The 22,636-nt window shown below is 67.7% G+C and carries 21 protein-coding genes and 1 pseudogene; 12 read left to right on the top strand and 10 right to left on the bottom strand.

Annotated features, from left to right (window positions below):
* Positions 1-59: 59 nt before the first annotated feature.
* The 6 genes from pgl to tkt are packed head-to-tail and all read right to left on the bottom strand — an operon-like array spanning position 60 to position 8,226.
* Positions 60-830: a 6-phosphogluconolactonase gene (pgl, locus tag ACTHNC_RS03715; RefSeq protein ID WP_440293250.1), complete on the bottom strand. Its 771-nt coding sequence runs from the start codon at positions 828-830 to the stop codon at positions 60-62.
* Positions 827-1,792, bottom strand: coding sequence for a glucose-6-phosphate dehydrogenase assembly protein OpcA (locus ACTHNC_RS03710; protein WP_440293249.1), 966 nt, complete (start codon positions 1,790-1,792; stop codon positions 827-829). Before ACTHNC_RS03710 ends, pgl begins: the two co-directional genes overlap by 4 nt.
* Positions 1,789-3,327, bottom strand: coding sequence for a glucose-6-phosphate dehydrogenase (gene zwf / locus ACTHNC_RS03705; RefSeq protein ID WP_440293248.1), 1,539 nt, complete (start codon positions 3,325-3,327; stop codon positions 1,789-1,791). Before zwf ends, ACTHNC_RS03710 begins: the two co-directional genes overlap by 4 nt.
* 18 nt (positions 3,328-3,345) lie before the next feature.
* Positions 3,346-4,959: a glucose-6-phosphate isomerase gene (locus ACTHNC_RS03700; protein ID WP_440293247.1), complete on the bottom strand. Its 1,614-nt coding sequence runs from the start codon at positions 4,957-4,959 to the stop codon at positions 3,346-3,348.
* Positions 4,956-6,083 carry a transaldolase gene (gene tal / locus ACTHNC_RS03695; RefSeq protein WP_440293246.1) on the bottom strand — a complete coding sequence of 376 codons (1,128 nt, stop codon included), beginning with the start codon at positions 6,081-6,083 and terminating at the stop codon, positions 4,956-4,958. Before tal ends, ACTHNC_RS03700 begins: the two co-directional genes overlap by 4 nt.
* Before the next feature lie 49 nt (positions 6,084-6,132).
* Entirely contained in the window at positions 6,133-8,226 is a 2,094-nt protein-coding gene (tkt, locus tag ACTHNC_RS03690; RefSeq protein ID WP_440293245.1) for a transketolase, read from the bottom strand.
* A 262-nt stretch (positions 8,227-8,488) separates the two neighbouring features.
* On the opposite strand from tkt, the gene ACTHNC_RS03685 reads away from it, so the two are divergent.
* The 10 genes from ACTHNC_RS03685 (at position 8,489) to ACTHNC_RS03640 (ending at position 18,020) form a co-directional block, all read left to right on the top strand.
* Positions 8,489-9,409, top strand: a complete 921-nt coding sequence (locus ACTHNC_RS03685; RefSeq protein ID WP_440293244.1) for a heme o synthase — start codon at positions 8,489-8,491, stop codon at positions 9,407-9,409.
* 2 nt (positions 9,410-9,411) lie between these two features.
* Complete coding sequence (locus ACTHNC_RS03680) at positions 9,412-10,416, top strand: COX15/CtaA family protein (RefSeq protein ID WP_440293243.1); 1,005 nt, start codon at positions 9,412-9,414, stop codon at positions 10,414-10,416.
* Positions 10,417-11,229 carry a carbohydrate ABC transporter permease gene (locus ACTHNC_RS03675; protein WP_440293242.1) on the top strand — a complete coding sequence of 271 codons (813 nt, stop codon included), beginning with the start codon at positions 10,417-10,419 and terminating at the stop codon, positions 11,227-11,229.
* A 131-nt stretch (positions 11,230-11,360) separates the two neighbouring features.
* Positions 11,361-12,044: a DUF899 domain-containing protein gene (locus tag ACTHNC_RS03670; protein ID WP_440293241.1), complete on the top strand. Its 684-nt coding sequence runs from the start codon at positions 11,361-11,363 to the stop codon at positions 12,042-12,044.
* 227 nt (positions 12,045-12,271) lie between these two features.
* Complete coding sequence (gene sufB, locus ACTHNC_RS03665; RefSeq protein ID WP_440293240.1) at positions 12,272-13,690, top strand: Fe-S cluster assembly protein SufB; 1,419 nt, start codon at positions 12,272-12,274, stop codon at positions 13,688-13,690.
* A 3-nt stretch (positions 13,691-13,693) separates the two neighbouring features.
* A complete protein-coding gene (gene sufD, locus ACTHNC_RS03660) occupies positions 13,694-14,854 on the top strand; it encodes a Fe-S cluster assembly protein SufD (RefSeq protein WP_440293239.1) in 1,161 nt (386 codons plus the stop codon).
* Entirely contained in the window at positions 14,851-15,177 is a 327-nt protein-coding gene (locus ACTHNC_RS03655; RefSeq protein ID WP_440293238.1) for a non-heme iron oxygenase ferredoxin subunit, read from the top strand. The genes sufD and ACTHNC_RS03655 overlap by 4 nt, the downstream gene beginning before the upstream one ends.
* A gap of 3 nt (positions 15,178-15,180) precedes the next feature.
* Positions 15,181-15,987 (top strand): Fe-S cluster assembly ATPase SufC, encoded by an 807-nt coding sequence (gene sufC, locus ACTHNC_RS03650; RefSeq protein ID WP_440293237.1) that lies wholly within the window; start codon positions 15,181-15,183, stop codon positions 15,985-15,987.
* Between the two features lie 5 nt (positions 15,988-15,992).
* Positions 15,993-16,322, top strand: coding sequence for a metal-sulfur cluster assembly factor (locus ACTHNC_RS03645; protein ID WP_440293236.1), 330 nt, complete (start codon positions 15,993-15,995; stop codon positions 16,320-16,322).
* A 99-nt stretch (positions 16,323-16,421) separates the two neighbouring features.
* Positions 16,422-18,020 carry an ABC-F family ATP-binding cassette domain-containing protein gene (locus ACTHNC_RS03640; RefSeq protein ID WP_440293235.1) on the top strand — a complete coding sequence of 533 codons (1,599 nt, stop codon included), beginning with the start codon at positions 16,422-16,424 and terminating at the stop codon, positions 18,018-18,020.
* A 15-nt stretch (positions 18,021-18,035) separates the two neighbouring features.
* Here the strand turns inward: ACTHNC_RS03640 and ACTHNC_RS03635 are convergent, their stop codons facing one another.
* Together ACTHNC_RS03635 and ACTHNC_RS03630 are read right to left on the bottom strand one after the other, a co-directional pair.
* A complete protein-coding gene (locus ACTHNC_RS03635) occupies positions 18,036-18,263 on the bottom strand; it encodes a hypothetical protein (protein ID WP_440293234.1) in 228 nt (75 codons plus the stop codon).
* Positions 18,260-18,682 (bottom strand): DUF3099 domain-containing protein, encoded by a 423-nt coding sequence (locus ACTHNC_RS03630; protein WP_440293233.1) that lies wholly within the window; start codon positions 18,680-18,682, stop codon positions 18,260-18,262. The genes ACTHNC_RS03635 and ACTHNC_RS03630 overlap by 4 nt, the downstream gene beginning before the upstream one ends.
* Positions 18,683-18,850: 168 nt before the next feature.
* Between ACTHNC_RS03630 and fabG the strand changes: the two genes are divergently transcribed.
* Together fabG and ACTHNC_RS03620 are read left to right on the top strand one after the other, a co-directional pair.
* Entirely contained in the window at positions 18,851-19,561 is a 711-nt protein-coding gene (gene fabG / locus ACTHNC_RS03625) for a 3-oxoacyl-[acyl-carrier-protein] reductase (protein ID WP_440293232.1), read from the top strand.
* 211 nt (positions 19,562-19,772) lie between these two features.
* Entirely contained in the window at positions 19,773-20,927 is a 1,155-nt protein-coding gene (locus ACTHNC_RS03620) for an SURF1 family protein (RefSeq protein WP_440293231.1), read from the top strand.
* Positions 20,928-21,001: 74 nt separating this feature from the next.
* Here ACTHNC_RS03620 and serB read toward each other — a convergent pair whose 3' ends face one another.
* Together serB and ACTHNC_RS03610 are read right to left on the bottom strand one after the other, a co-directional pair.
* Positions 21,002-21,661, bottom strand: a complete 660-nt coding sequence (gene serB, locus ACTHNC_RS03615; RefSeq protein ID WP_440293230.1) for a phosphoserine phosphatase SerB — start codon at positions 21,659-21,661, stop codon at positions 21,002-21,004.
* Positions 21,658-22,602: pseudogene (locus ACTHNC_RS03610) on the bottom strand (sugar phosphate nucleotidyltransferase); the annotation flags it as partial. The gene serB and the pseudogene ACTHNC_RS03610, both read right to left, overlap by 4 nt.
* Positions 22,603-22,636: the final 34 nt, after the last annotated feature.

Raw genomic sequence — 22,636 nt, 5'->3', positions numbered from 1 at the left:
AGGCGAGGGCTGAACGCACGACCGCGCTCTGACCTCGCCTCTCGGTATTCCTGGGCCGTTCAGTATTCCTGTGCGATGAGGCTCTCCGGGACCTCGGCGGAGGCATCCTGGTCGACGAAGAAGACCGTGCGCTTGCGGCCCTTCGCGCCTGCAGCGGGCACCTCCGTGTAGCTGGCACCGGCCAACGCGAGTCCGAGAGCGGATGCCTTGTCCGCGCCGGCGAGCACGAGCCAGATGCGTGCCGACGAGTTCAGCACGGGTCTGGTGAGGCTGAGTCGCTCAGAGGGCGGCTTGGGGGAGTCGCGCACGGCGATGACACTGCGCTCCGTCTCGCGGATGCCCGAGCGGTCGGGGAACAACGAGGCGATGTGTCCGTCCGGCCCGACGCCCAGGAACGTGATGTCGAAGCGCGGATACGGCAGGCCCTTCTTCGAGTACCGTGCCAGCTCGCGCGCATAAGCGTCCGCGGCCTCGTCCAGCCCGAGACTGGAATCGGATGCCGGGAATGCGTGCACGTTCTCCGCCGGAATCTCGAGGCGGTCGAGGAGCGCGTCCCTCGCCTGCTTGTCGTTGCGATCCTCGGAATCGGCGGGAACCCAGCGCTCGTCACCCCACCAGACGTGCACCCTCGACCAGTCGACCGAGTCGCGCGTCGCGGAGTCGCCGACGGCGGCGAGCACTCCGATGCCCACGCTTCCGCCGGTGAGGCACACGTGGGCCTTGCCCCGGTCGGCGACGAGGTCTGCGGTCTTCGAGAGGAAGCGAGCCGCCACGGCCGAGACCAGGGCGTCCCGGTCGGGATGGACGAGCACGCGGCGTTCGCCGGTCATCGTGCCGCCGCTTCCTGCTCCTCTGCCTCCAGCAACGGGAGGCCCTTGGTGAGGACCCTGCCGTACAGCTCGTCCGGGTCGAGTCTGCGCAGCTCCTCCGCGAGGCAGTCGCGCAGGTTGCGCCGGGGGAGGGCGAGATCGTGCGTCGGCTCGCCGGGCTGGCTCAGCGTCGCGACATCCGGGATGTCGCGCACCAGCTCGATCGTGCCCGACGCGCGGCGCAGCTGCACCCCGTGGATGCCGCTCAGTCCGCGCTGCCGCGCCGTCAGGTCGTGCTGCACAGGAGCATCCAGCTGCAGTCGCAGCCACGCGGCCAGCAGCACCGTCGACGGGGAGTCGGGCGCACCTGACACCTCGACCGACTCGACGGCCTCGTACGGCGGCTGGTCGAGCGCGGCGGCGAGCTGGGCCCGCCACAGCGTGAGCCTGGTCCACGCGAAGTCGGTGTCGCCAGGCGCGTACGTCTCTGCAAGGTGCAGCAGCGCCTCGTGCGGGTCGCCTGCCGACGACGAATCCGTGATGCGGCACGTGGCGATGCGGCCGAGCGCCGACGTGGACACCACGTCGGGCGCCGTCCCCGGCCACCACACGACGACAGGGGCGTCGGGCAGCAGCAGCGCCGTCACAAGGCCTTCTTCGTCACTGGCGGTCTCGCCGTAGGCGCGTAGCACGATGACCTCGCTCGCACCGGCGTCGCCTCCGACGCGGATCTGCGCATCCAGCCTGCTCGCGGCATCCGCGTGCGGATGATCCGGGTCGGCGGTCGAGACGACGATGACGCGCATCGGATGCTCGCGGGATGCCTCGTTCGCCGCCTCGATGACCTCTTCCTCCTGGCCGAGCCGGGTGGCGATGATCAGGGTGAGAACGCGGCCGAGCGCGACCGCTCCGCCCTCCTCGCGGATCTTGATGAGGGTCTTCGACACGTTGCTGCTGGTCGTGTCGGGCAGATCGACGATCATGGGCGCCTCCAGGTCCGCCCGTCGCGGGCGAGTAGTTCGTCAGCGGATGCCGGGCCCCAGGTTCCCGGACGGTACTGCTCCGGTACGCCGTGCGATGCCCAGAACTCCTCGATCGGGTCCAGGATCTTCCACGACAGCTCGACCTCTTCGTGACGCGGGAACAGCGGCGGGTCGCCGAGAAGCACGTCGAGGATGAGGCGCTCGTACGCCTCGGGGCTGGCCTCGGTGAACGCGTGGCCGTAGCCGAAGTCCATGCTCACGTCGCGCACCTGCATGCCGGCGCCAGGAACCTTGGAGCCGAATCGGATCGTCACGCCCTCGTCAGGCTGCACCCGGATGACCAGGGCGTTCTGGCCGAGCGCGCTGGTCTGCGACTCGGCGAAGAGCTGCTGCGGGGCGCGCTTGAACACCACCGCGATCTCGGTGACCCTGCGGCCGAGGCGCTTGCCCGCCCGCAGATAGAACGGAACCCCTGCCCATCGGCGGGTCCCGATCTGGAGCTTGATGGCGGCGTACGTCTCGGTAGTGGAGTGCGGGTTCATCCCGTCTTCCTCGAGGAAGCCGACGACCTTCTCGCCGCCCTGCCATCCGCCCGAGTACTGCCCGCGTGCGGTCGCGGTCGCCAGGTCCTTCGGCAGCCGAACGGCCTTGAGCACCTTCTCCTTCTCGGCCCGCAAGTCGGCGGCGTCGAACGACACCGGCTCCTCCATCGCCGTCAGGGCGAGCAGCTGCAGCAGGTGGTTCTGGATGACGTCGCGCGCCGCGCCGATGCCGTCGTAATAGCCGGCACGGCCGCCGACGCCGATGTCCTCGGCCATCGTGATCTGCACGTGGTCCACGTAGTTCGCGTTCCAGATCGGCTCGTAGAGCTCATTGGCGAAGCGCAGCGCCAGGATGTTCTGCACCGTCTCCTTGCCGAGGTAGTGGTCGATGCGGAATACGGCGTCGGGCGGGAACACCGACTCGACCACCTTGTTGAGCTCGCGCGCCGTCTTCAGATCGGAGCCGAACGGCTTCTCGATGACGACCCGGCGCCATCCCTTCGACTGCTCGGCCAGTCCGGAGCGACGCAGCTGCTCGGTGACGAGCGGGAACGCCTTCGGCGGGATCGACAGGTAGAACGCGTGGTTGCCCATCGTTCCGCGCTCGCGATCGAGGGCCTCGACGGTCTGCTTGAGCCGCTCGAACGCGGCGTCGTCGTCGAACTCGCCGGGGACGAAGCGGATGCCCTGAGCCAGCTGGCGCCACACCTCGTCGCGGAACTCGGTGCGGGCGTACTGCTTCACGGCGTCGTAGACGACCTTCTCGAAGTCCTGGTCCGCCCAGTCGCGCCGGGCGAATCCGACCAGCGCGAAGCCGGGCGGAAGCAGCCCTCGGTTGGCGAGGTCGTAAACGGCGGGCATCAGCTTCTTGCGGGACAGGTCGCCCGTCACGCCGAAGATGATGAGGCTGCTCGGGCCGGCGATGCGGTTGAGCCGGCGGTCCTCCGGCACCCGGAGCGGATTGTGATCCGCGGTGATCTCCACCGGTGACATGGATCTCCTCGTGTCGGTTCAGTCGTCCACGTCGCCGAACAGCGTCTCGACGTTCGTGGTGGGGTCGGTGAGGGTGATGGTGAGAACGGGACGTCCGTGCTGTGCAAGCACTGCGGCATCCCCGTCGGCCCGTGCCTGGATCAGTTGGCCGAACGTGAACGGGCGGTCGGGCACCTGGAGGTCGACCGACTCGCGGGACAGGATCTGCAGGAAGACTCCGACCGCCGGTCCGCCCTTGTGGAACTGACCCGTCGAGTGCAGGAAGCGCGGTCCCCAGCCGAACGTGACGGGGCGCTTCGCCCGCGCTGCCAGCAGGTCGCGGATGCCCGCCAGCTGCGGCAGCGCCACCCGGTTCACATACGCCTGGACGGCGACGTACCCGTCCGCGGGCAGCTGCTGAAGCAGCGCGCTGATGGCGGCGCCGACCGTCGTCGCACCGCGAAGCACGGCCGGATCGCCGCGCACCTCGATGCCGGCGTCCACGAAAGCAGGTTCCGTCGGCTCGGGGCGGGCATCCAGCAGGCCGCGTGCCGCCTTCTTGGCGGACTCGACGTCGGGCTGGTCGAACGGATCGATGCCGAGCAGTCGCCCGGCCACGGCTACCGCGTACTCCCACACCAGGAACATGGCGCCGAGCGAACCGGAGACCAGGATCTCGCCACGGTGACGATCGGCGGGGAAGAGGTGGTGAGCCGCGGCGTTGTCGACCAGCCGCACGACCTGCAGATCGGCCAGGCCCTCCGACAGCTCGGGGGAGACCACATCGAGCACGACGGGCAGAAGGCCCTTGCCCTCCTTGCCGGTCGACTCGGCGATGAGCTGCTCGGCCCAGTCCGCGAAGCCGACGATGTGCGTCCCGTCGGAGACGATGCCCAGTTTGTCGCGCAGCGGCTTCGAGCCGGCGATCGCGGCACCCAGGATCAGGCCCGGATTCGTCTCGTCATCGATCGCGAGCTCCAGCGCGATGGTCTCCGCCTCTTCGAGCAGTTCCTCGATGTCGAAGCCCGCGAGGCCGGCGGGAACGAGGCCGAACGCCGTCAGCGCCGAGTAGCGGCCGCCGACGTTCGGGTCTGCGTTGAACACCGCGTATCCGGCCTCTCGTGCCGACACATCGAGCGGAGATCCAGGGTCGGTGACCACGACGATGCGCTCGGCGGGATCGATGCCGGCATCCCGGAATGCCTTCTCGTAGGTGCGACGGTGGCTGTCGGTCTCCACGGTGGAGCCCGACTTCGACGACACGACGAGCACGGTCGTGCTCAGCCGGTCGTTCACGGCATCGAGCACGTGTCCGGGATCGGTCGTGTCCAGGATGGTCAGCTCAAGGTTGCCGGTACGCGTGATCACCTCGGGGGCGAGCGACGAGCCTCCCATGCCGCTCAGCACGAAGTGGTCGATGCCGGCCGCGAGGAACCTCTCGCGCAGCTCCACGATCTGCGGAACGAGCGGACGGGAGATCGCGACGGCCTCCGTCCAGCCGAGGCGGATGCCCGCCTCGGCCTCCGCGTCCGGTCCCCAGAGTGCCGGATCCTGGGCGGTGATCCCGGAGGCCACCAGGTCGTTCACCAGGCCGGGCACGGTCGATCTGACCGCCGCTTCCGCGTCGCCCGAGACGTGGATCTTGAAACTCACCGCACGGTCTCCGCCGCGCCCGCCTGCTCGAGCGCCGCGGTGACCGTGTCGAGCAGCTGAGCCCACGACACGTCGAACTTCTCGACGCCCTCGTCTTCGAGCGTCTGCGTGACGTCGTCGTACGAGATGCCGAGTGCCGCGATCTTGTTCAGCACGTCGTTCGACTCGTCGTACGTGCCGGCGATCGTGTTGCCGGTGATCTCGCCATGGTCGAACGTGGCCTCCAGCGTCTTCTCCGGCATGGTGTTGACCTCGTCCGGCGCGACCAGCGTCGTGACGTACAGCGTGTCGGGGTACGACGGGTCCTTCACACCGGTGGATGCCCACAGCGGCCGCTGCTTGTTGGCTCCCGCCGCCAGCAGCACCTTCGCGCGCTCCGAGTCGAACGCCTGCTCGAACACCTGGTACGCCAGTCGCGCATTGGCGACGGCCGCCTTGCCCTTGAGCGCCTCGGCCTCGTCGGTGCCGATCGCGCTGAGCCTCTTGTCGATCTCGGTGTCCACCCTGGACACGAAGAACGAGGCGACCGAGCGGATGGTCGACAGGTCGATTCCGGCGGACTTCGCCTGCTCGAGACCGCTCAGGTAGGCGTTGATCACCTGCCGGTAGCGCTCGAGGCTGAAGATCAGCGTGACGTTCACGCTGATGCCGGCGGCCGTGGCAGCGGCGATGGCCTCGAGACCCTCGACCGTCGCGGGGATCTTGATCATCGCGTTCGGCTTGCTGACCTTCTCCCAAAGCTGCTTGGCCTGGGCGATGGTGCCTTCCGCGTCGTGCGCAAGACCCGGCTCAACCTCGATCGAGACCCGGCCGTCCACTCCGCCGGATGCCTCGTAGACGGGAGCGAACACGTCGGCGGCGTTGCGCACATCCGTCGTGGTGATCTCGAAGACGGCCTCGTGCACGTCCTTGCCCTCTGCAGCGAGCTGGCGCACCTGCTCGTCGTACGCGTTGCCCTTGGAGAGGGCCGTGGCGAAGATCGTCGGGTTGGAGGTGACGCCGACCACGTTGCGGGTGTCGATCAGCCTCTGCAGTCCGCCCGAGTTGATCAGGTCGCGGGACAGGTCGTCGAGCCAGATGCTCACGCCCTCGGCGGCAAGCCGTGCTGTGCTGGATTCGGTCATTCTTCTCGCCTCTTCTTCTCTTGCGGTTCTTTCGCTCGCCCGACCGCGCCTACTGGGCGGCGATCGTCTCCTTGGCGGCATTCACGACGGCGTCGGCGGTGATGCCGAACTTCTGGAACAGCGTCTTGTAGTCGGCGGATGCGCCGAAGTGCTCGATCGACACGCTGCGGCCCTTGTCGCCGATGTACGGCAGCCAGGTGAGCGCGCGACCGGCCTCCACGGAGACGCGGGCGGTGACGGATGCCGGCAGCACCGACTCCCGGTACTCAGCGCTCTGCTCCTGGAACCACTCCTGGCTGGGCATCGAGACGACGCGTGCGTTCACTCCGTCGGCCTTCAGCCTCTCCCGGGCGTCGACAGCCAGCTGCACCTCTGAGCCGGTCGCGATGATGATCACGTCGGGTGTACCGCCCGGCGCCTCAGCCAGCACGTATCCGCCCTTGGCGACGTTCGCCGCGGAGGCGAACGTGTCACCGGACGCCTCGCCATCGCCGCGCTCGAACACCGGGATGTTCTGCCTGGTCAGCGCGATGCCCATCGGGCCGCCGCGACGCTTGAGCAGCTCGAGCCACGCGTACGCGACCTCGTTGGCGTCGCCGGGACGCACCAGCGTGAAGTTCGGGATGGCGCGCAGCGTCTCCAGCTGCTCGATCGGCTGGTGGGTCGGGCCGTCCTCGCCGAGGGCGACGGAGTCGTGTGTCCAGACGAAGATGGACGGCACGCTCATCAGCGCGGCCAGACGCAGCGCGGGACGCTGGTAGTCGCTGAAGATCAGGAAGGTGCCGCCGAACGGACGGGTCGGGCCGTGCAGCACGATGCCGTTCAGGATGGCCGCCATGGCATGCTCGCGGATGCCGAAGTGCAGCACGCGGCCGTATGGGTTGCCCGCCCACTCGTGCGTGGAGCGCTCGCTCGGCACGAACGACGCACCCGACTCGATCGTCGTGTTGTTCGACTCGGCGAGGTCGGCCGAGCCTCCCCACAGCTCCGGCACGATCGGCGCGATCGCGTTCAGCACCTTGCCGCTCGCGGCGCGCGTGGAGACATCCTTGCCGGGCTCGAACACCGGAAGGGCCGCCTCGACGCCGTCGGGGAGATCGCCGGTCAGCAGCCGGTCGAGCAGCGCCTTGCGCTCGGGGTTCGCCTCGGCCCAGGCGTCGAACCCGACCTGCCACTCGGCGCGCTCCTGCGCACCGCGCTCGATCGCCTTGCGAGTGTGCTCGATGACCTCGTCGGAGACCTGGAAGGTGAGCTCGGGGTCGAAACCGAGCACCTCCTTGACGGCACGCAGCTCGTCGCCACCGAGAGCAGAGCCGTGGATCTTGCCCGTGTTCTGCTTCTTCGGGCTGGGCCAGCCGATGATGGTCTTCAGCACGATCAGCGACGGCCTGTCGGTGACGGCCTTGGCCTCTTCGATGGCGTCGAAGAGCTCCTGAACGTCTTCGACGTACTGGCCGGTCTTCTTCCAGTCGACCACCTGCACATGCCAGTGATAGGCCTCGTAGCGGGCCTTCACGTCTTCGGTGAACGCGATGTTCGTGTCGTCTTCGATGGAGATCTGGTTGCTGTCGTACAGCACGACGAGGTTGCCGAGCTCCTGGTGACCGGCGAGCGAGGATGCCTCGCTCGTGACGCCTTCCTCCATGTCGCCGTCACTGGCGATCACATAGACGAAGTGGTCGAACGGGCTGGTGCCAGGTGCAGCATCCGGGTCGAACAGGCCGCGCTCGAATCGCGAAGCGTAGGCGAAGCCGACGGCGGAGGAGAGTCCCTGGCCGAGCGGACCGGTGGTGATCTCGATGCCGTCCGTGTGACGGTACTCGGGGTGACCCGGCGTCAGCGAACCCCAGGTGCGCAGCGCCTTCAGGTCATCGAGCTCGAGCCCGTATCCGCCGAGGTAGAGCTGCACGTACTGCGTGAGCGAGGTGTGACCGGCGGAGAGCACGAAGCGGTCGCGACCCAGCCAGTGCTGGTCTCTCGGATCACGACGCATCACGCGCTGGAACAGCAGATACGCGGCCGGTGCCAGGCTCATGGCGGTGCCGGGATGCCCGTTTCCCACCTTCTCGACGGCATCCGCTGCGAGGACGCGGGCGGTGTCGACGGCCTTGTTGTCAATGGGATCCCATTGCAGTGCTGCCACTTGAGACTGACCCTTCTTTATTCGTCGGTGCGAACGAGGGGCCCGTCGAACGGACCCGCACCGGTGAGAGGTAGTGCGCGCGCATCGATAGGCGAGCACACCCAAGTATAGGGAGATTGCCAGTTTCCAGCGGGCTGAGGAGGCCCTGCGCTGTGGGCACCCGACAAAACCCGGCGCCCGTGTGAACGAGTGTGACGCCGGGGATGAGCACCCGCGCCATGACCTAGGATTGGACGTTGAGTGTCGACGTGATTGAGGAGCGATGGACGTAGCCGCCACGAGCCGGACAGCACCGGCCAGGATCGGGTTCCGGCGAAAGTCCGCCGCCTACGTCTCCCTCACCAAACCGCGGGTGATGGAGCTGCTGCTCGTCACCACGATCCCGGTGATGTTCCTCGCGGCAGGCGGCGTGCCGAACCTCTGGCTGGTAGCCGCGACAGTGATCGGCGGTGCGATGAGCGCTGGCTCCGCGGCCGCGTTCAACTGCTACATCGACCGCGACATCGACAAGATCATGCGGCGCACGAAGAACCGTCCTCTGGTCACGGGGGAGCTGACTCCGCGCGAGGCGTACGTCTTCTCCTGGGCGCTCGCCGTTGCCTCGACCGCGTGGCTCTACTTCACGACGAACTGGCTGGCCTCACTGCTGTCGGTCGTGGCGATCCTGTTCTACGTGTTCGTCTACACGCTGTGGCTGAAGCGCCGCACCCAGCAGAACATCATCTGGGGCGGCATCGCGGGATGCTTCCCCGTGCTCATCGGGTGGGCCGCGGTGACGGGGTCGCTGGACTGGGCACCGTTCATCCTCTTCGGCGTCGTCTTCCTGTGGACGCCTCCGCACTACTGGCCGCTTTCGATGCGGTATCGCGACGACTACAAGTCCGTCGGCGTCCCGATGCTCGGCGTGACCCGTGGCCGCGCCGTCGTCGGGCTGCAGGTCATCCTGTACGCGTGGGCGACCGTCGCCTGCTCCCTGCTCCTCGTGCCTGTGGCGCACATGGGTGTCGTCTACACGCTGACCGCGCTGGCGGCGGGCGTCTGGTTCATCTACGAGACACACCGCCTCTACTCGCTGGCCATCCGGCACGAGAACCCGTCGCCCATGCGTGTGTTCCACGGCTCCATCACGTACCTGTCGGTGCTGTTCCTCGCGATCGCCATCGACCCGCTTCTGCCGTTCTGATCGTGAGAATCATCACCCCGCTCGGCTGGCTCGCCGACCGCTACACGCTCTCGCCCCGATCGCTGCGCTGGGCATCCACCGCGTCCCTCGTCGTCAGCGTGCTCATCGTGCTCGGCGGCGGCATCGTGCGCGTGACCGGGTCGGGACTCGGATGCCCGACCTGGCCGACCTGCGACACGACGTCGCTGACGCCCACTCCGGCCATGGGCATTCATGCCGTCATCGAGTTCTCGAACCGCATGCTCACGGTCGTGCTGTGCATCGCGGTCGCGTGGGTGATTATCGCCGCCCGGTTGCAGAAGCCGCGGGTCCGCAGCATCACCCGGCTCGCCTGGTCGCAGTTCTGGCTCGTCCTGGTCAACGCGGTGGCGGGCGGGGTCAGTGTGTGGACCGGTCTCAACCCGTACGTCGTCGCGTTCCACTTCGTGATGGCGATGGGTCTTCTCACCACGACGACGCTCACGTGGCATCGTGTGCACGAGGCGGCCGTCTCGAAGGATGCGCTTTCCCGCATCACGCCGCCTGCCCGCGTTCTCAGCTGGGTGCTCGCGGCACTGACCGCGGTGCTGATCGTGATCGGCACACTGGTCTCGGGGTCCGGGCCGCACTCCGGCGACACCGTCGAGGTGCCGCGCATGGCATTCGACTGGATCGACATCACGATCGTGCACGGCGTGCTCGGAACTCTCACGCTCGTGGTCGCGATCGTGCTCGGCGTCGTGCTGTGGCATTCGCACGCCGTCATCCCGTTGCGCCGGACGGCGACGTTCATCGCGGTCGTCATCGTGCAGGCGGCCGTCGGGCTCGCGCAGTCGTTGACCGCGCTTCCCTCGCTGCTCGTGGCGATCCACCTGCTGCTTGCAGCGCTGGTCTGGGTCGGTGTGCTCCGCGTGCTGCTCGACGTCAACCCCGGGCTGTTCCCGAGCGTGCACATGGCAGCGGCCGATGCGACCTCGGACGCGGATCATGCGACGAACGCCGAGCCGCTGCCCGAACGGGCGAACTGAGTGCCGGCCGCGTCGGTGCGCCGCAGGGCGCGCTCCGCGGCCTCCTCTGCGGCCCGCCTCGTCGCGATCGCCGTCATCTGCGCACTGGTCACCGTACCGCTCTGGCCCGTTCTCACTGCGGCATTCCTGCCCGGTGCTCCCGGCGGCCGACAGGGAGGCGGCGGTCCGCTGGCGGGCATCATCGCGACCTTCACCTTCACGCCGGCGCTGACCTGGCTCGGCAACAGCCTGCTCGTGGCGACGACGACCGCCGTCGCGATCGTGATCGCCGCACCCGCCGCCTACGCCCTTTCGCGGGGACGCGGCAGGCTCGTCGCCGCCTTCTCGCTCGTGCTGTTCGTCGTGCAGTCGCTCCCGGTCGTCGTGCTGGTCATCCCGCTCTTCGTGCTGTTCGCCGGAGCGGGTCTTGTCGACTCGCTCGGTGGTCTCACGATCATCTACATCGGCCTCTCGGTCGCGGTGGCGGTGTGGATGCTCACCGCCGCGATCGACGCGGTGCCCGTGCGTCTCGAGGAATCGGCCTGGCTCGACGGATGCAGCGTGCTCGGCTCCTTCGTGCGGGTCGTGCTGCCCAGCTGCTGGCCAGGCATCGTCTCCACCGCGATCTACTGCTTCCTGCTCACCTGGAACGACTACCTGGTCGCACTCGTGTTCATCAAGTCGAACGCGCTCTACACGCTGCCGATCGGACTGCAGGCCGCTCGCACTCCCGGGCTCGTGCTGGTCATCGTGATCCCGCCTCTGCTCATCTTCGGGCTGCTCAACCGCTACTTCTCGGTCGGTGGGATCGCCGGCTCGCTCGCCGATCGCTGATCCCGCTCCCTTCGACGGCGCCAGATCCCTTCGGCGACTGCAGGATCTGCGCCCACTGTGGCCTTTGTCGCAGGCCGCGCCTAACGTGGCCATGAGCGACTACGACACAGTGAACCGGTGGGAGAGACCTCATGACCGCATTACCGCCCGTCGCCGACCACGAGACCTGGCAACGCGAACTCGAAGCGTTGCGCATCCGTGAGAAGGCGGCGACGAGGGAGTTGGACGCGATCGCCGCGCAGCGCAGGCGTCTGCCCATGGTGCGGATGCCCGACTACACGCTGGAGGGCGAGAACGGCCCCGTGCGACTGGTCGACGTCTTCGAGGGCAGAAGCCAGCTCATCGTGTACAACCACATGTGGTTCGACGGCGAGGAGTGGCAGTGCCCCGGCTGCACCGGCTTCACCGCCCAGTTCACGCGATTCGAGTTCCTTGAGCCGTACGACGCGCGGTTCGTGATCGTGACGCAGGGACCGATCGATGAGGCGCTCGCGTACAAGCGCAAGGTGGGCAATCGCTTCGACTGGTATTCCACGGCGAACAGCCCGTTCGGCGCCGACGTGGGTGCGCCGGCCGGTGGTGGGTTCGCCGTCAACGTGTTCCTCCGCGACGGCGACGCCGTCTACCGCACCTGGCACACGAGCGGGCGTGGAGTCGAACAGCTCAGCCACACGTTCCCGCTGATCGACCTGCTGCCGTACGGCCGGCAGGAGGAGTGGCAGGACTCGCCAGAGGGCTGGCCGCAGTCGCCGACCTACAGCAGATGGACGTCCCCACAGGAGATCGCGGCCGCTTACGGTGCGCGCGGCGACTGATCGCCACAGGGCCGGTCCGACCCGCGGCATCCGCTGAGCATCCGGCGCATATTCGGCCCGGGCACGGGGCCGCCCTGTAGAATCGACTGGTTCAGGAGTGCACCGTTCGCACTCGCAAGCCATCCGCACAATCCTGCCTCGGTGTCACCGACCCGCGATGACACGAACACGTAGGTGGGAGCCGGTCTGAAGCCGGTCACGGGCGGCAGGAAAACGAGGTAATCACAATGTCAGACGTTCTCATCGACCGTCCCGAACTCGCCGGCCTCGGCCAGTACGAGTTCGGCTGGGCCGATTCAGACGAGGCGGGGGCCAGTGCCCGACGCGGTCTCTCCGATCAGGTGGTCCGCGACATCTCCGCCCTCAAGAACGAGCCGGAATGGATGCTCCAGCGCCGTCTGAAGGCGCTCCAGCTCTTCCAGCGCAAACCGATGCCGACGTGGGGAGCCGACCTCTCCGAGATCGACTTCGACAACATCAAGTACTTCGTGCGCTCCACGGAGAAGCAGGCCCAGAGCTGGGAGGACCTGCCCGAAGACATTCGGAACACGTACGAGAAGCTCGGCATCCCCGAGGCGGAGCGCCAGCGCCTCGTCGCCGGCGTGGCTGCACAGTACGAGTCAGAGGTGGTGTATCACCAGATCCGCGAGGACCTCGAGAGCCAGGGCGTGATCTTCCTCGACACCGACACCGCACTGCGCGAGCACCCCGAGTTCTTCGAGGAGTACTTCGGCACCGTGATCCCGGCCGGCGACAACAAGTTCGCCTCGCTCAACACGGCCGTCTGGTCGGGCGGATCGTTCGTGTACGTGCCTAAGGGCGTGCACGTCGACATCCCGCTGCAGGCCTACTTCCGCATCAACACGGAGAACATGGGCCAGTTCGAGCGCACGCTCATCATCGCCGACGAAGACAGCTACGTGCACTACATCGAGGGCTGCACCGCCCCGATCTACAAGTCCGACTCGCTGCACTCCGCGGTCGTCGAGATCATCGTGAAGAAGGGCGCCCGTGCCCGCTACACGACGATTCAGAACTGGTCGAACAACGTCTACAACCTGGTCACCAAGCGCGCCATCGCTCACGAGGGCGCCACCATGGAGTGGATCGACGGCAACATCGGGTCCAAGGTGACCATGAAGTACCCGTCCATCTACCTGGCGGGGGAGCACGCCAAGGGCGAGACGCTCTCCGTGGCGTTCGCCGGCCCCGGCCAGCACCAGGATGCCGGCGCCAAGATGATCCACATGGCGCCGTACACGCAGTCATCGATCGTCTCCAAGTCGATCGCCAGGGGCGGCGGACGTGCAGGGTACCGCGGAGAGGTGCGGGTGGAGAAGGATGCCCACCACGCCGCCAACACCGTGCGGTGCGACGCGCTGCTGGTCGACACCATCTCGCGCAGCGACACGTACCCGGCCATCGACATCCGGGTCGACGACGTGCAGCTCGGACACGAGGCGACCGTCTCCCGCGTGAGCGAGGAGCAGCTCTTCTACCTGATGAGCCGAGGCCTCCCCGAAGACGAGGCGATGGCCATGATCGTGCGCGGGTTCATCGAACCGATCGCGCGGGAGCTCCCGATGGAGTACGCGCTCGAACTCAACAAGCTCATCGAGATGGGCATGGAAGGCAGCGTGGGCTGAGGAATGACGATCATCGAGACCGAACCAGCCTTCGTTCCCGTCCAGACCCGATCCGAGCGCTTCAAGTCCACCGACGTCGCCGACTTCGACTCCGTCACCGGCCGTGAGGCGACCTGGCGCTACACGCCGGTCGCACGCATCGCAGAGCTGTTCGAGGCAGGCCTCGACGGCTCCAGGTACGACTACGACCTGCGTACCTCGGAGTACGCCGCCGGCGGTGTGACCGCCGAGTGGGTCGCTCGCGACCACGCGCTCATCGGCACGGCGGGCGTGCCGGAGGAGAAGGCATCCGCTGCAGCGTGGACATCCTTCGGCGAAGCGCTGCTCGTCACCGTGTCCGGCGATGCGGGGGAGGCCAGCCTGACGCGCTCCGCGCTCGGAACATCCGACCGCGCGGCGCACACCGTCATCCACGCCACCGCGGGCAGCACGGCCACGCTGCTGCTGCGCAACACCGGAGACGCCAGCCTCACCGAGAACGTCGAGGTGATCCTCGACCAGGGCGCGAGACTCACCCTGGTGAGCGTGCAGGAGTGGACGGATGCCTCCAGGCACGTCTCGACGCACTTCGCGTCGGTCGGCCGCGACGCGCTGCTCAAGCACGTGGTCGTCTCGCTCGGCGGTGCGTTCATCCGCCTGAACCCGGCAGTGCACCTCACGGGACCGGGAGCCGAGATCGAGGCGTACGGCGCGTACTTCGCGGATGCCGGTCAGTACATCGAGCATCAGGTGTATGTCTTCCACGACGAGCAGCACCAGCGCAGCCGCGTGACGTACAAGGGTGCCCTGCAGGGGTCATCCGCCCAGACGGTCTGGATCGGCGATGTGCTGATCGGCCAGAAGGCGGTCGGCACCGACAGCTACGAGCAGAACCGCAACCTCGTTCTCACCGACGGGGCGCGCGCCGACTCGGTGCCGAACCTCGAGATCGAGATCGGCGACATCGTCGGGGCCGGACACGCCAGCGCGACCGGCCGGTTCGACGATGAGCAGCTGTTCTATCTGCAGTCGCGCGGCATCACGGAGGACGAGGCGCGTCGTCTCGTCGTGCGGGGGTTCCTCGTCGAGATCGTTCAGCAGATCGGTTCGCCTGAGCTCGAGGAGCACCTGCAGGCAGCGATCGAGACCGAGCTCTCCGGCGGCGTTGCGGGGGATGCCCGATGAGCGCCGAGCGCGTCTGCGGCGCGTCAGAGCTCGTCGAGAACCAGGCGAAGCGCGTCGTGGTCGGCGGTGTGCCGATCGCGCTCGTGAAGGACTCGGCCGGCGACATCCACGCCATCGGCGACACCTGCACGCACGGCGACATCTCGCTGTCCGAGGGCTTCATCGAGGGCGAGGCGATCGAGTGCTGGGCGCACGGCTCGCAGTTCTCTCTGCTCACCGGACAGCCGCTGAACCTCCCGGCCTACGAGCCGGTCCCTGTTTTCACCGTCGAGCTCGTCGACGGAGACATCTTCATCGACCCGACCATCACGAAAGCCATCTGATCCATGTCAACACTCGCAATCCGCGACCTGCACGTCACCGTCGAGACAGACCAGGGCACCAAGGAGATCCTCCGCGGCGTCGACCTCACCATCAACACCGGTGAGATCCACGCCATCATGGGCCCGAACGGCTCCGGCAAGTCGACCCTGGCGTACACGATCGCCGGTTACCCGAAGTACACCGTCACCCGCGGCAGCATCGAGCTCGACGGCGTCGACGTTCTCTCGATGACCGCCGACGAGCGCGCACGGGCCGGCCTGTTCCTCGCGATGCAGTACCCGGTGGAGATCCCCGGTGTGACGAACACGAACTTCCTGCGCACCGCCAAGACCGCGATCGACGGCGAGGCTCCGAGCATCCGCACGTGGACCAAGGACGTCAAGACGGCCATGGCCAACCTCAAGATGGATGCCTCGTTCGCCTCCCGCAACGTCAACGAGGGCTTCTCCGGCGGTGAGAAGAAGCGCAACGAGATCCTGCAGCTCGAGCTGCTGAAGCCGAAGTTCGCGGTGCTCGACGAGACCGACTCCGGCCTCGACATCGACGCGCTCAAGATCGTCTCAGAGGGCGTCAACCGGGCACACGACAACACCAACCTCGGTGTTCTGCTGATCACGCACTACACCCGTATCCTGCGCTACATCAAGCCGGACTTCGTGCACGTGTTCGTCGCGGGACGCGTCGCAGAGGAAGGCGGCCCCGAGCTCGCCGAGCAGCTGGAGGAGGAGGGCTACGTGCGCTTCGTCTCAGAGGGCGAAGAAGACACGGATGCCGTCCTGACCGACGATCAGGCCGCGAGCGTAGGCTGATTCATATGCCCTCCACCCTCGCTCCCGCACTCTACGACCAGGTCGAAGAGGCGCTGAAGGACGTGATGGACCCGGAGCTCGGCGTGAACGTCGTCGACCTCGGGCTCATCTACGACCTGTCCTGGGATGACGAGAACGATGCGCTCGTCATCTCCATGACGCTCACCAGCGCTGGATGCCCACTCACCGACGTGCTCGAGGAGCAGACCGCCGAGTCCCTCGACGGCATCGTAGAGCGCTTCCGCATCAACTGGGTGTGGATGCCGCCGTGGGGCCCCGAGCGCATCACCGAAGACGGCCGCGACATGATGCGAGCGCTTGGCTTCGCCATTTAGCGGGTTCTTCGACTGCGTTCTCGGCATCCAGCCGCCCGACTAAACTCGTATGGCGCTTTCGCGCGCCATCCTTCACTCCGACAGAACTGGACCACGCCTGTGCTCGCCGTGCACGACCTCGAGATCCGCGTCGGCGCGCGCACCCTGATGTCGGGCGTGACGTTCCGTGTGGCCGCGGGGGACAAGATCGGTCTCGTGGGGCGCAACGGGGCCGGAAAGACCACCCTCACCAAGGTGCTCGCCGGCGACCTGCTGCCCACCGATGGCCGCGTCGAGCGGTCGGACGACATCGGATACCTGCCGCAGGACCCTCGCACAGGCGACCCCGACATGCTGGCGCGCACGCGCATCCTCGACGCGAGAGGGCTCGGCACGCTCGCGCTCGGCATGCACGAGGCGTCGATGAACATGGGATCGGACGACCAAGCTGCAGCGGACAAGGCGATGCGCCGCTACGCGAGCCTCACCGAGCGATTCGAGGCGCAGGGCGGCTACGCGGCGGAGGCCGAGGCGGCGTCGATCGCGCACAATCTCTCGCTGCCCGACCGCATCCTGGACCAGCCGCTGCGGACGCTGTCCGGCGGCCAACGCCGCCGCATCGAGCTTGCGCGCATCCTGTTCTCGGATGCCGACACCATGATCCTCGACGAGCCCACCAATCACCTCGACGCGGACTCCGTCGTCTGGCTGCGCGAGTTCCTGAAGAGCTACAAGGGCGGGCTGATCGTGATCAGCCACGACGTCGAGCTCGTGGGGGAGACGGTCAACAAGGTCTTCTACCTGGATGCGAACCGCCAGGTCATCGACACCTACAACATGGGGTGGAAGGCGTACCTGGCTCAGCGGGCGGCGGACGAGGAGCGCCGCAAGAAGGAACGGGCGAACGCGGAGAAGAAGGCCTCAGCGCTGCAGGCTCAGGCCGCGAAGTTCGGTGCGAAGGCGACGAAGGCCGCCGCCGCCCACCAGATGGTGGCGCGCGCTGAGCGTCTGCTGAGCGGCCTGGAGGAGGTCAGGCAGCAGGACAGGGTCGCGAAGCTGCGATTCCCGACGCCGGCGGCCTGCGGACGAACCCCGCTGATGGCATCCGATCTGTCGAAGAGCTACGGCTCGCTGGAGATCTTCACCGCGGTGGACCTCGCGATCGACCGCGGCTCGAAGGTGGTCGTGATCGGGCTGAACGGGGCAGGCAAGACGACGCTGCTGCGCATCCTCGGCGGCATCGATGTGCCCGACACCGGTTCGATCGAGCCGGGACATGGGCTGCGCATCGGCTACTACGCGCAGGAGCACGAGACGATCGACGTGGGCCGCACTGTTCTGCAGAACATGGTCTCCAGCTCGCCGAACCTCACGGAGACCGAGGCGCGAAAGGTGCTCGGCTCGTTCCTATTCACCGGCGATGACGTGCACAAGCCGGCCGGCGTTCTCTCCGGGGGCGAGAAGACCCGGCTCGCGCTCGCGATGATCGTGGTCTCCGGTGCCAACGTCCTGCTGCTCGACGAGCCGACCAACAACCTCGACCCGGCCAGTCGCGAGCAGATCCTGGATGCCCTCGCGCACTACGAGGGAGCAGTCGTGCTGGTCTCGCATGACCCGGGGGCAGTCGAGGCGCTCAACCCGGAGCGAGTGCTCATCCTCCCGGACGGCGTCGAAGATCACTGGAACGCTGACTACGCGGATCTGATCGCGCTGGCCTAGTGCGGTCCGGTCGCGTCAGGTCGATGGGATGAGCGACTCCACCGTCAGCGGGAAGTCTCGCGATGCGAGGAATCCACGCAGGAACTCGACGTGCTCGTCGCACGCCAGCCAGGTCTTGCGGCGGTCTTCGGCATGGATGCGCGGGTTGCGCCAGTCGATGCGCCACGTCGCCTGCTCACGGCAACCGGCGCGCGAGCACATTGCGGTCTCCGGAGCACCGCCGAGCACGTCGAGCAGGCTCATGTCGGCGGGCCCTGGTCGGTGGTCCCGGTCTGCGCCTGCTCCTCTGGATGCGCCTGCTCCTCGGGATGCGTCGGCGCGCTCGGCTCCGCCTGCCCCTGCTCCTCGCCGGGCGAGGACCGCGGCGCCTCCTCGTCGGTCTGCTCCCAGGTGGCGGCGCCCGGAACGCCGTCCATGCGCACGATGCTGCCCGGTCGCTCCGGCGCGGACGTGCGCGCCCTCGTCACGTTGGCCACCACGACGGCGAAGTACGGCAGGAAGACAGCGCCGGCCGCGGGGATGAGGATCCACCAGCCACGCACCCAGAGCAAGGAGACCAGGCAGAGCACGCGGATCGACATCATCACCGTGTACTCGAGCATGCGGTGACCCCGATCAGCCGCCGGTGCCGGCGGCAACGACGTGATCGACTGATGTTTCATCGCATGGCTCCTGGGGGAGCGGATCGCCGGCGCGTCCCGCCCCTCCAGCCTACGTGCCGCGCCCCGGCCCGAACGGTTCTCGACCGATTCCGCTCGTGCGGATTCCGGCCCAACGGCCTCGTAGACTGGAGCCCGTTTGCATCCGCTCCACACCCACGAGGAATGCCCATGACGACACCCCGCACCGTGCTGGTCACTGGAGGGAATCGCGGCATCGGCCGCGCCATCGCCGAGGAGTTCATCGCGCAGGGGCACCGCGTCGCGGTGACCGCCCGTAGCGGCGAGGGACCTGACGGATCGCTCACGGTGCGCGCGGATGTCACGGACAGCGAGCAGGTCGACGCGGCGTTCACCGCCGTCGAGGCGGAGCTCGGCCCCGTCGAGGTGGTCGTGGCGAACGCGGGCATCACCCGCGACACCCTCCTGATGCGCATGAGCGACGACGACTTCGACGCGGTCGTCGACACGAATCTCGGTGGTGCCTTCCGTGTCGTGAAGCGGGCGTCGAAGGGGATGCTCAAAGCCCGCTTCGGCCGCATAGTGCTCATCTCCAGCGTCGTGGGACTCTACGGTTCGCCCGGCCAGGTGAACTACGCGGCCTCGAAGTCCGGCCTCGTCGGCTTCGCCAGGTCGCTCACCCGCGAACTCGGCGGACGCGGAATCACGACGAACGTCGTCGCTCCCGGCTTCATCGAGACGGACATGACCGCGGCGCTGCCCGAGGAGCAGCAGGCCGACTACAGGAAGGCGATCCCGGTCGGCCGCTTCGGGCATCCGTCCGAGGTCGCCAAGGCCGTCGCCTGGCTTGCATCCGACGACGCCGGATTCATCACCGGCGCCGTCATCCCCATCGACGGCGGCATGGGCATGGGCCACTAGGGATCGCGCACCCTTCGCCCGCGTGGCCGCACTCCCGCTGCCCAGGGCATCCCACAGCAACACCGACTAGCGTCGACCCGGGAACGAGAGAGGACCGAGCACGTCTACCGACAGGCATCCGGGTGACGCCGTCGCACGCACGGCGAGCGAGCTGACCCGTCGCACCGTCGCTCCCGGGGCGGTCGCGAAGCCCGCCGCCGTCTACGACTCGGTGACCGAAGGGCTTACCGGGTGGCAGTTCCTGCGCACCGGACGGTGGATCGCCTACTTCGCCGCGGCCGTCGTGTTCGCCCTGATCTGCGGCGGCCTGGCGCTGTGGCAGTACGACCGCGGACGGCAGGCCTCGGCCGACAACCACCTGTACTCGGCCAACTTCGCAGCGGAGACCGTTCCGCTGACGACCGCCCTCCCGACGCTGACGTCGTATTCGCCGAACCAGGTGTGGCGCGCGGTGAGTATGCGCGGACACTGGGATGCCGGCCACCAGTACTACCTGCGAAACAGCGTGCGCAGCGGCGAGACCGGGTTCGATGTGATCACCGCCTTCCGGCTCGAGTCGGGCGCGATGTTCCTCGTCGACAGAGGGTGGGTCGCAGCATCCGGAAGCGGGGCGGAGCCGGTCTCGAGACCGCAGCCCCCGACGGGGGCCGTGGACCTCGTCGCCCGCCTGCAGGCCAGTCAGGCCAAGCGCGGCGAAGGGGGAGTGAACGCGAATCAGATCGAGTCCGTCGATTTGTCGGAGCTCGCACCCGTCGTCGGCGAGCGTGTGTACTCCGCCGCTTGGGGAGTGATCGTGTCGCCGCGATCCTCCGCGGAAGAGCTGGCGCGCATTCAGGCGACGCCGCCTGCCGAGGGCGTCGGATATCACTACTCGTACATGATCCAGTGGCTCATGTTCGTGTTGATCGGGTTCTTCGTGCTGTGGCGCGCCGCGGTGCGGGAGTTCCGCAGGCTCAACGCTGACGACCCGGAGGAGCAGCGGCGCGAGGCGGAACGGGTGCGCAAGCGGGCACGCAAAGCGTTCACCGACGAGGAGATCGAGGACGAGTCGCTCGACGGTTACGTGTCGTTGAGCCGATGGATGGGCCCAGCCGGCCCCGCCATCGAACCGGGCGCCGCACCGAAGCCCGCCCTGACCGGAACGCCCATCCCGTTCGACGCGAGCGACGAGGATGACCAGCAGAAGCCGATCGAGGAACACCCGTCGCAGCACGGGCACGTGCTGGTGCTGGGCGCCTCCGGCTCTCGAGCCGGCGAAGACGAACACGCGGAGACGGATTCCCGCGCTACGGATGCTCCCGAGTCCGCTGAATCCGCCGCAACGTCGCAGAATGCAGGCCCTGACGAGGCCGACGAGCGCCGGTGACGAGCCGGATACCTGCGGTGGGCCGTTCTTCTGGCCTCGGCTAACGGGCGATCAACCGATCGCGGTGCAGAGATCTAGCCGCGAAGGCCGAGGAGCGGCAGCACCTGCGAAAGGTCGCGGCTGTCCACCGCGACGTTCGCCTCCGCCCGTACGGCCGGCTTGGCGCAGAACGCCACCGACAGCGCGGCTGCCGTCATCATGCGCAGGTCGTTCGCGCCGTCTCCGATCGCGACGGTCCTGGTAGCCGGCACGCCGGCATCCTTCGCCCACTCCGTGAGCGCGGCCTCCTTCGCGGCCGCGTCCACCACCGGTCCGTCGACCGCGCCGGTGAGTATGCCGTCCACCACCTCGAGCCGGTTCGCACGCCACCTGTCGAGCCCGAGCCGCTCGGCCAGCCCGTCGACCAGTTCATGGAACCCGCCGGAGACAACACCCACCAGCCCGCCGGCAGCGTGCACTGCTTCCACCAGTTCCGGAACGCCGTCGGTGACTCGGATGCGACGCGCGACATCCGTGAAGACATCCTCGCTGAGACCGCGCAGCGTGGCGACGCGCTCCCGGAGGCTCTGCTCGAAGTCGAGCTCACCGCGCATGGCGCGCTCGGTGATGCCCGCCACCAGCTCACCGGCGCCGGCGTGTTCGGCGAGGAGTTCGATCACCTCATCGTGGATGAGCGTGGAGTCCACATCGAGCACCACGAGAAAGCGGGCGGACGTGGACTCGGCTGCGCTCATGGAACGACGTGAACTCCCTTGCCGACGACCGTGAGGCCGGACGGTGTGATCGTGAAACCGCGGGCGCGGTCGCGCTCGGGGTCGACGCCGATCTTCGCCCCCTCGCTCACGATGACGTCCTTGTCGAGAATAGCCCGGCCGACGAACGCGTTCGGCTCGATCACGGCACGGTCGAAGATGACCGAGTCGACGACGTGGGCGCCGGACTCCACCTTCGCCCACGGGCCGAGCACGCTGCGCTCCAGGTGGGCACCGCTGATCACCGAGCCGAGCGAGACGATCGAGTCGATCGTGGTTCCGATCGCGCCGCGCACGTCGCGCACCAGCTTTGCCGGCGGCGAGTTGAGCTGCTGGCTGAAGATGGGCCAGTCGTCGTTGTAGAGGTTGAAGATGGGCAACGCGGAGACGAGGTCCTGGTGCGCCTCGAAGAAGGAGTCGATCGTCCCCACGTCGCGCCAGTAGTAGCGGTCGCGGTCCGTCGAGCCGGGAACGTCGTTGCGTTTGAAGTCGTACACGGCCGCCTCGTCGCGCGAGACGAAGTCGGGGATGATGTCGCCGCCCATGTCGTGGTTGGAGTCCGGCCGCTCGCCGTCGCGCTGCACTCCGTCGATGAGCGCCTGCGCGTCGAAGACGTAGTTGCCCATGGATGCCAGCACCTCGTCGGGCGCGTCCGGCAGGCCGACCGGGTCGTTCGGCTTTTCGCGGAAGGCTGCGATGCGTTCGGTTCGAGCCGGGTCGACCTCGATCACCCCGAACTGGTTGGCCAGCGAGATCGGCTGACGGATGGCGGCGACCGTGGCCGCCGCGCCCGACGCGATGTGGGCATCCAGCATTTGAGCGAAGTCCATGCGGTACACGTGGTGGGCGCCGCCCACCACCACCAAATAGGGCATCACGTCTATGATAAAGTTAAAGATAAGCAAGAAGTCGTCGGGCGAACCCCATAAACCTCTCTAGCCTAGTCGCTGCTTTTCG

Origin of the sequence: Humibacter sp., from assembly GCF_051954055.1 — a bacterium.
GTDB lineage: Bacteria > Actinomycetota > Actinomycetes > Actinomycetales > Microbacteriaceae > Humibacter.
This window is presented reverse-complemented; position numbering and strand designations above follow the sequence as displayed.

Coding starts and splice junctions, on each gene's coding strand:
- pgl (WP_440293250.1), bottom strand. CDS start 830: ATGACCGGCGAACGCCGCGTGCTCGTCCATCCCGACCGGGACGCCCTG.
- ACTHNC_RS03710 (WP_440293249.1), bottom strand. CDS start 1,792: ATGATCGTCGATCTGCCCGACACGACCAGCAGCAACGTGTCGAAGACC.
- zwf (WP_440293248.1), bottom strand. CDS start 3,327: ATGTCACCGGTGGAGATCACCGCGGATCACAATCCGCTCCGGGTGCCG.
- tal (WP_440293246.1), bottom strand. CDS start 6,083: ATGACCGAATCCAGCACAGCACGGCTTGCCGCCGAGGGCGTGAGCATC.
- ACTHNC_RS03685 (WP_440293244.1), top strand. CDS start 8,489: ATGGACGTAGCCGCCACGAGCCGGACAGCACCGGCCAGGATCGGGTTC.
- ACTHNC_RS03670 (WP_440293241.1), top strand. CDS start 11,361: ATGACCGCATTACCGCCCGTCGCCGACCACGAGACCTGGCAACGCGAA.
- sufB (WP_440293240.1), top strand. CDS start 12,272: ATGTCAGACGTTCTCATCGACCGTCCCGAACTCGCCGGCCTCGGCCAG.
- sufD (WP_440293239.1), top strand. CDS start 13,694: ATGACGATCATCGAGACCGAACCAGCCTTCGTTCCCGTCCAGACCCGA.
- ACTHNC_RS03655 (WP_440293238.1), top strand. CDS start 14,851: ATGAGCGCCGAGCGCGTCTGCGGCGCGTCAGAGCTCGTCGAGAACCAG.
- sufC (WP_440293237.1), top strand. CDS start 15,181: ATGTCAACACTCGCAATCCGCGACCTGCACGTCACCGTCGAGACAGAC.
- ACTHNC_RS03645 (WP_440293236.1), top strand. CDS start 15,993: ATGCCCTCCACCCTCGCTCCCGCACTCTACGACCAGGTCGAAGAGGCG.
- ACTHNC_RS03635 (WP_440293234.1), bottom strand. CDS start 18,263: ATGAGCCTGCTCGACGTGCTCGGCGGTGCTCCGGAGACCGCAATGTGC.
- ACTHNC_RS03630 (WP_440293233.1), bottom strand. CDS start 18,682: ATGAAACATCAGTCGATCACGTCGTTGCCGCCGGCACCGGCGGCTGAT.
- fabG (WP_440293232.1), top strand. CDS start 18,851: ATGACGACACCCCGCACCGTGCTGGTCACTGGAGGGAATCGCGGCATC.
- serB (WP_440293230.1), bottom strand. CDS start 21,661: ATGAGCGCAGCCGAGTCCACGTCCGCCCGCTTTCTCGTGGTGCTCGAT.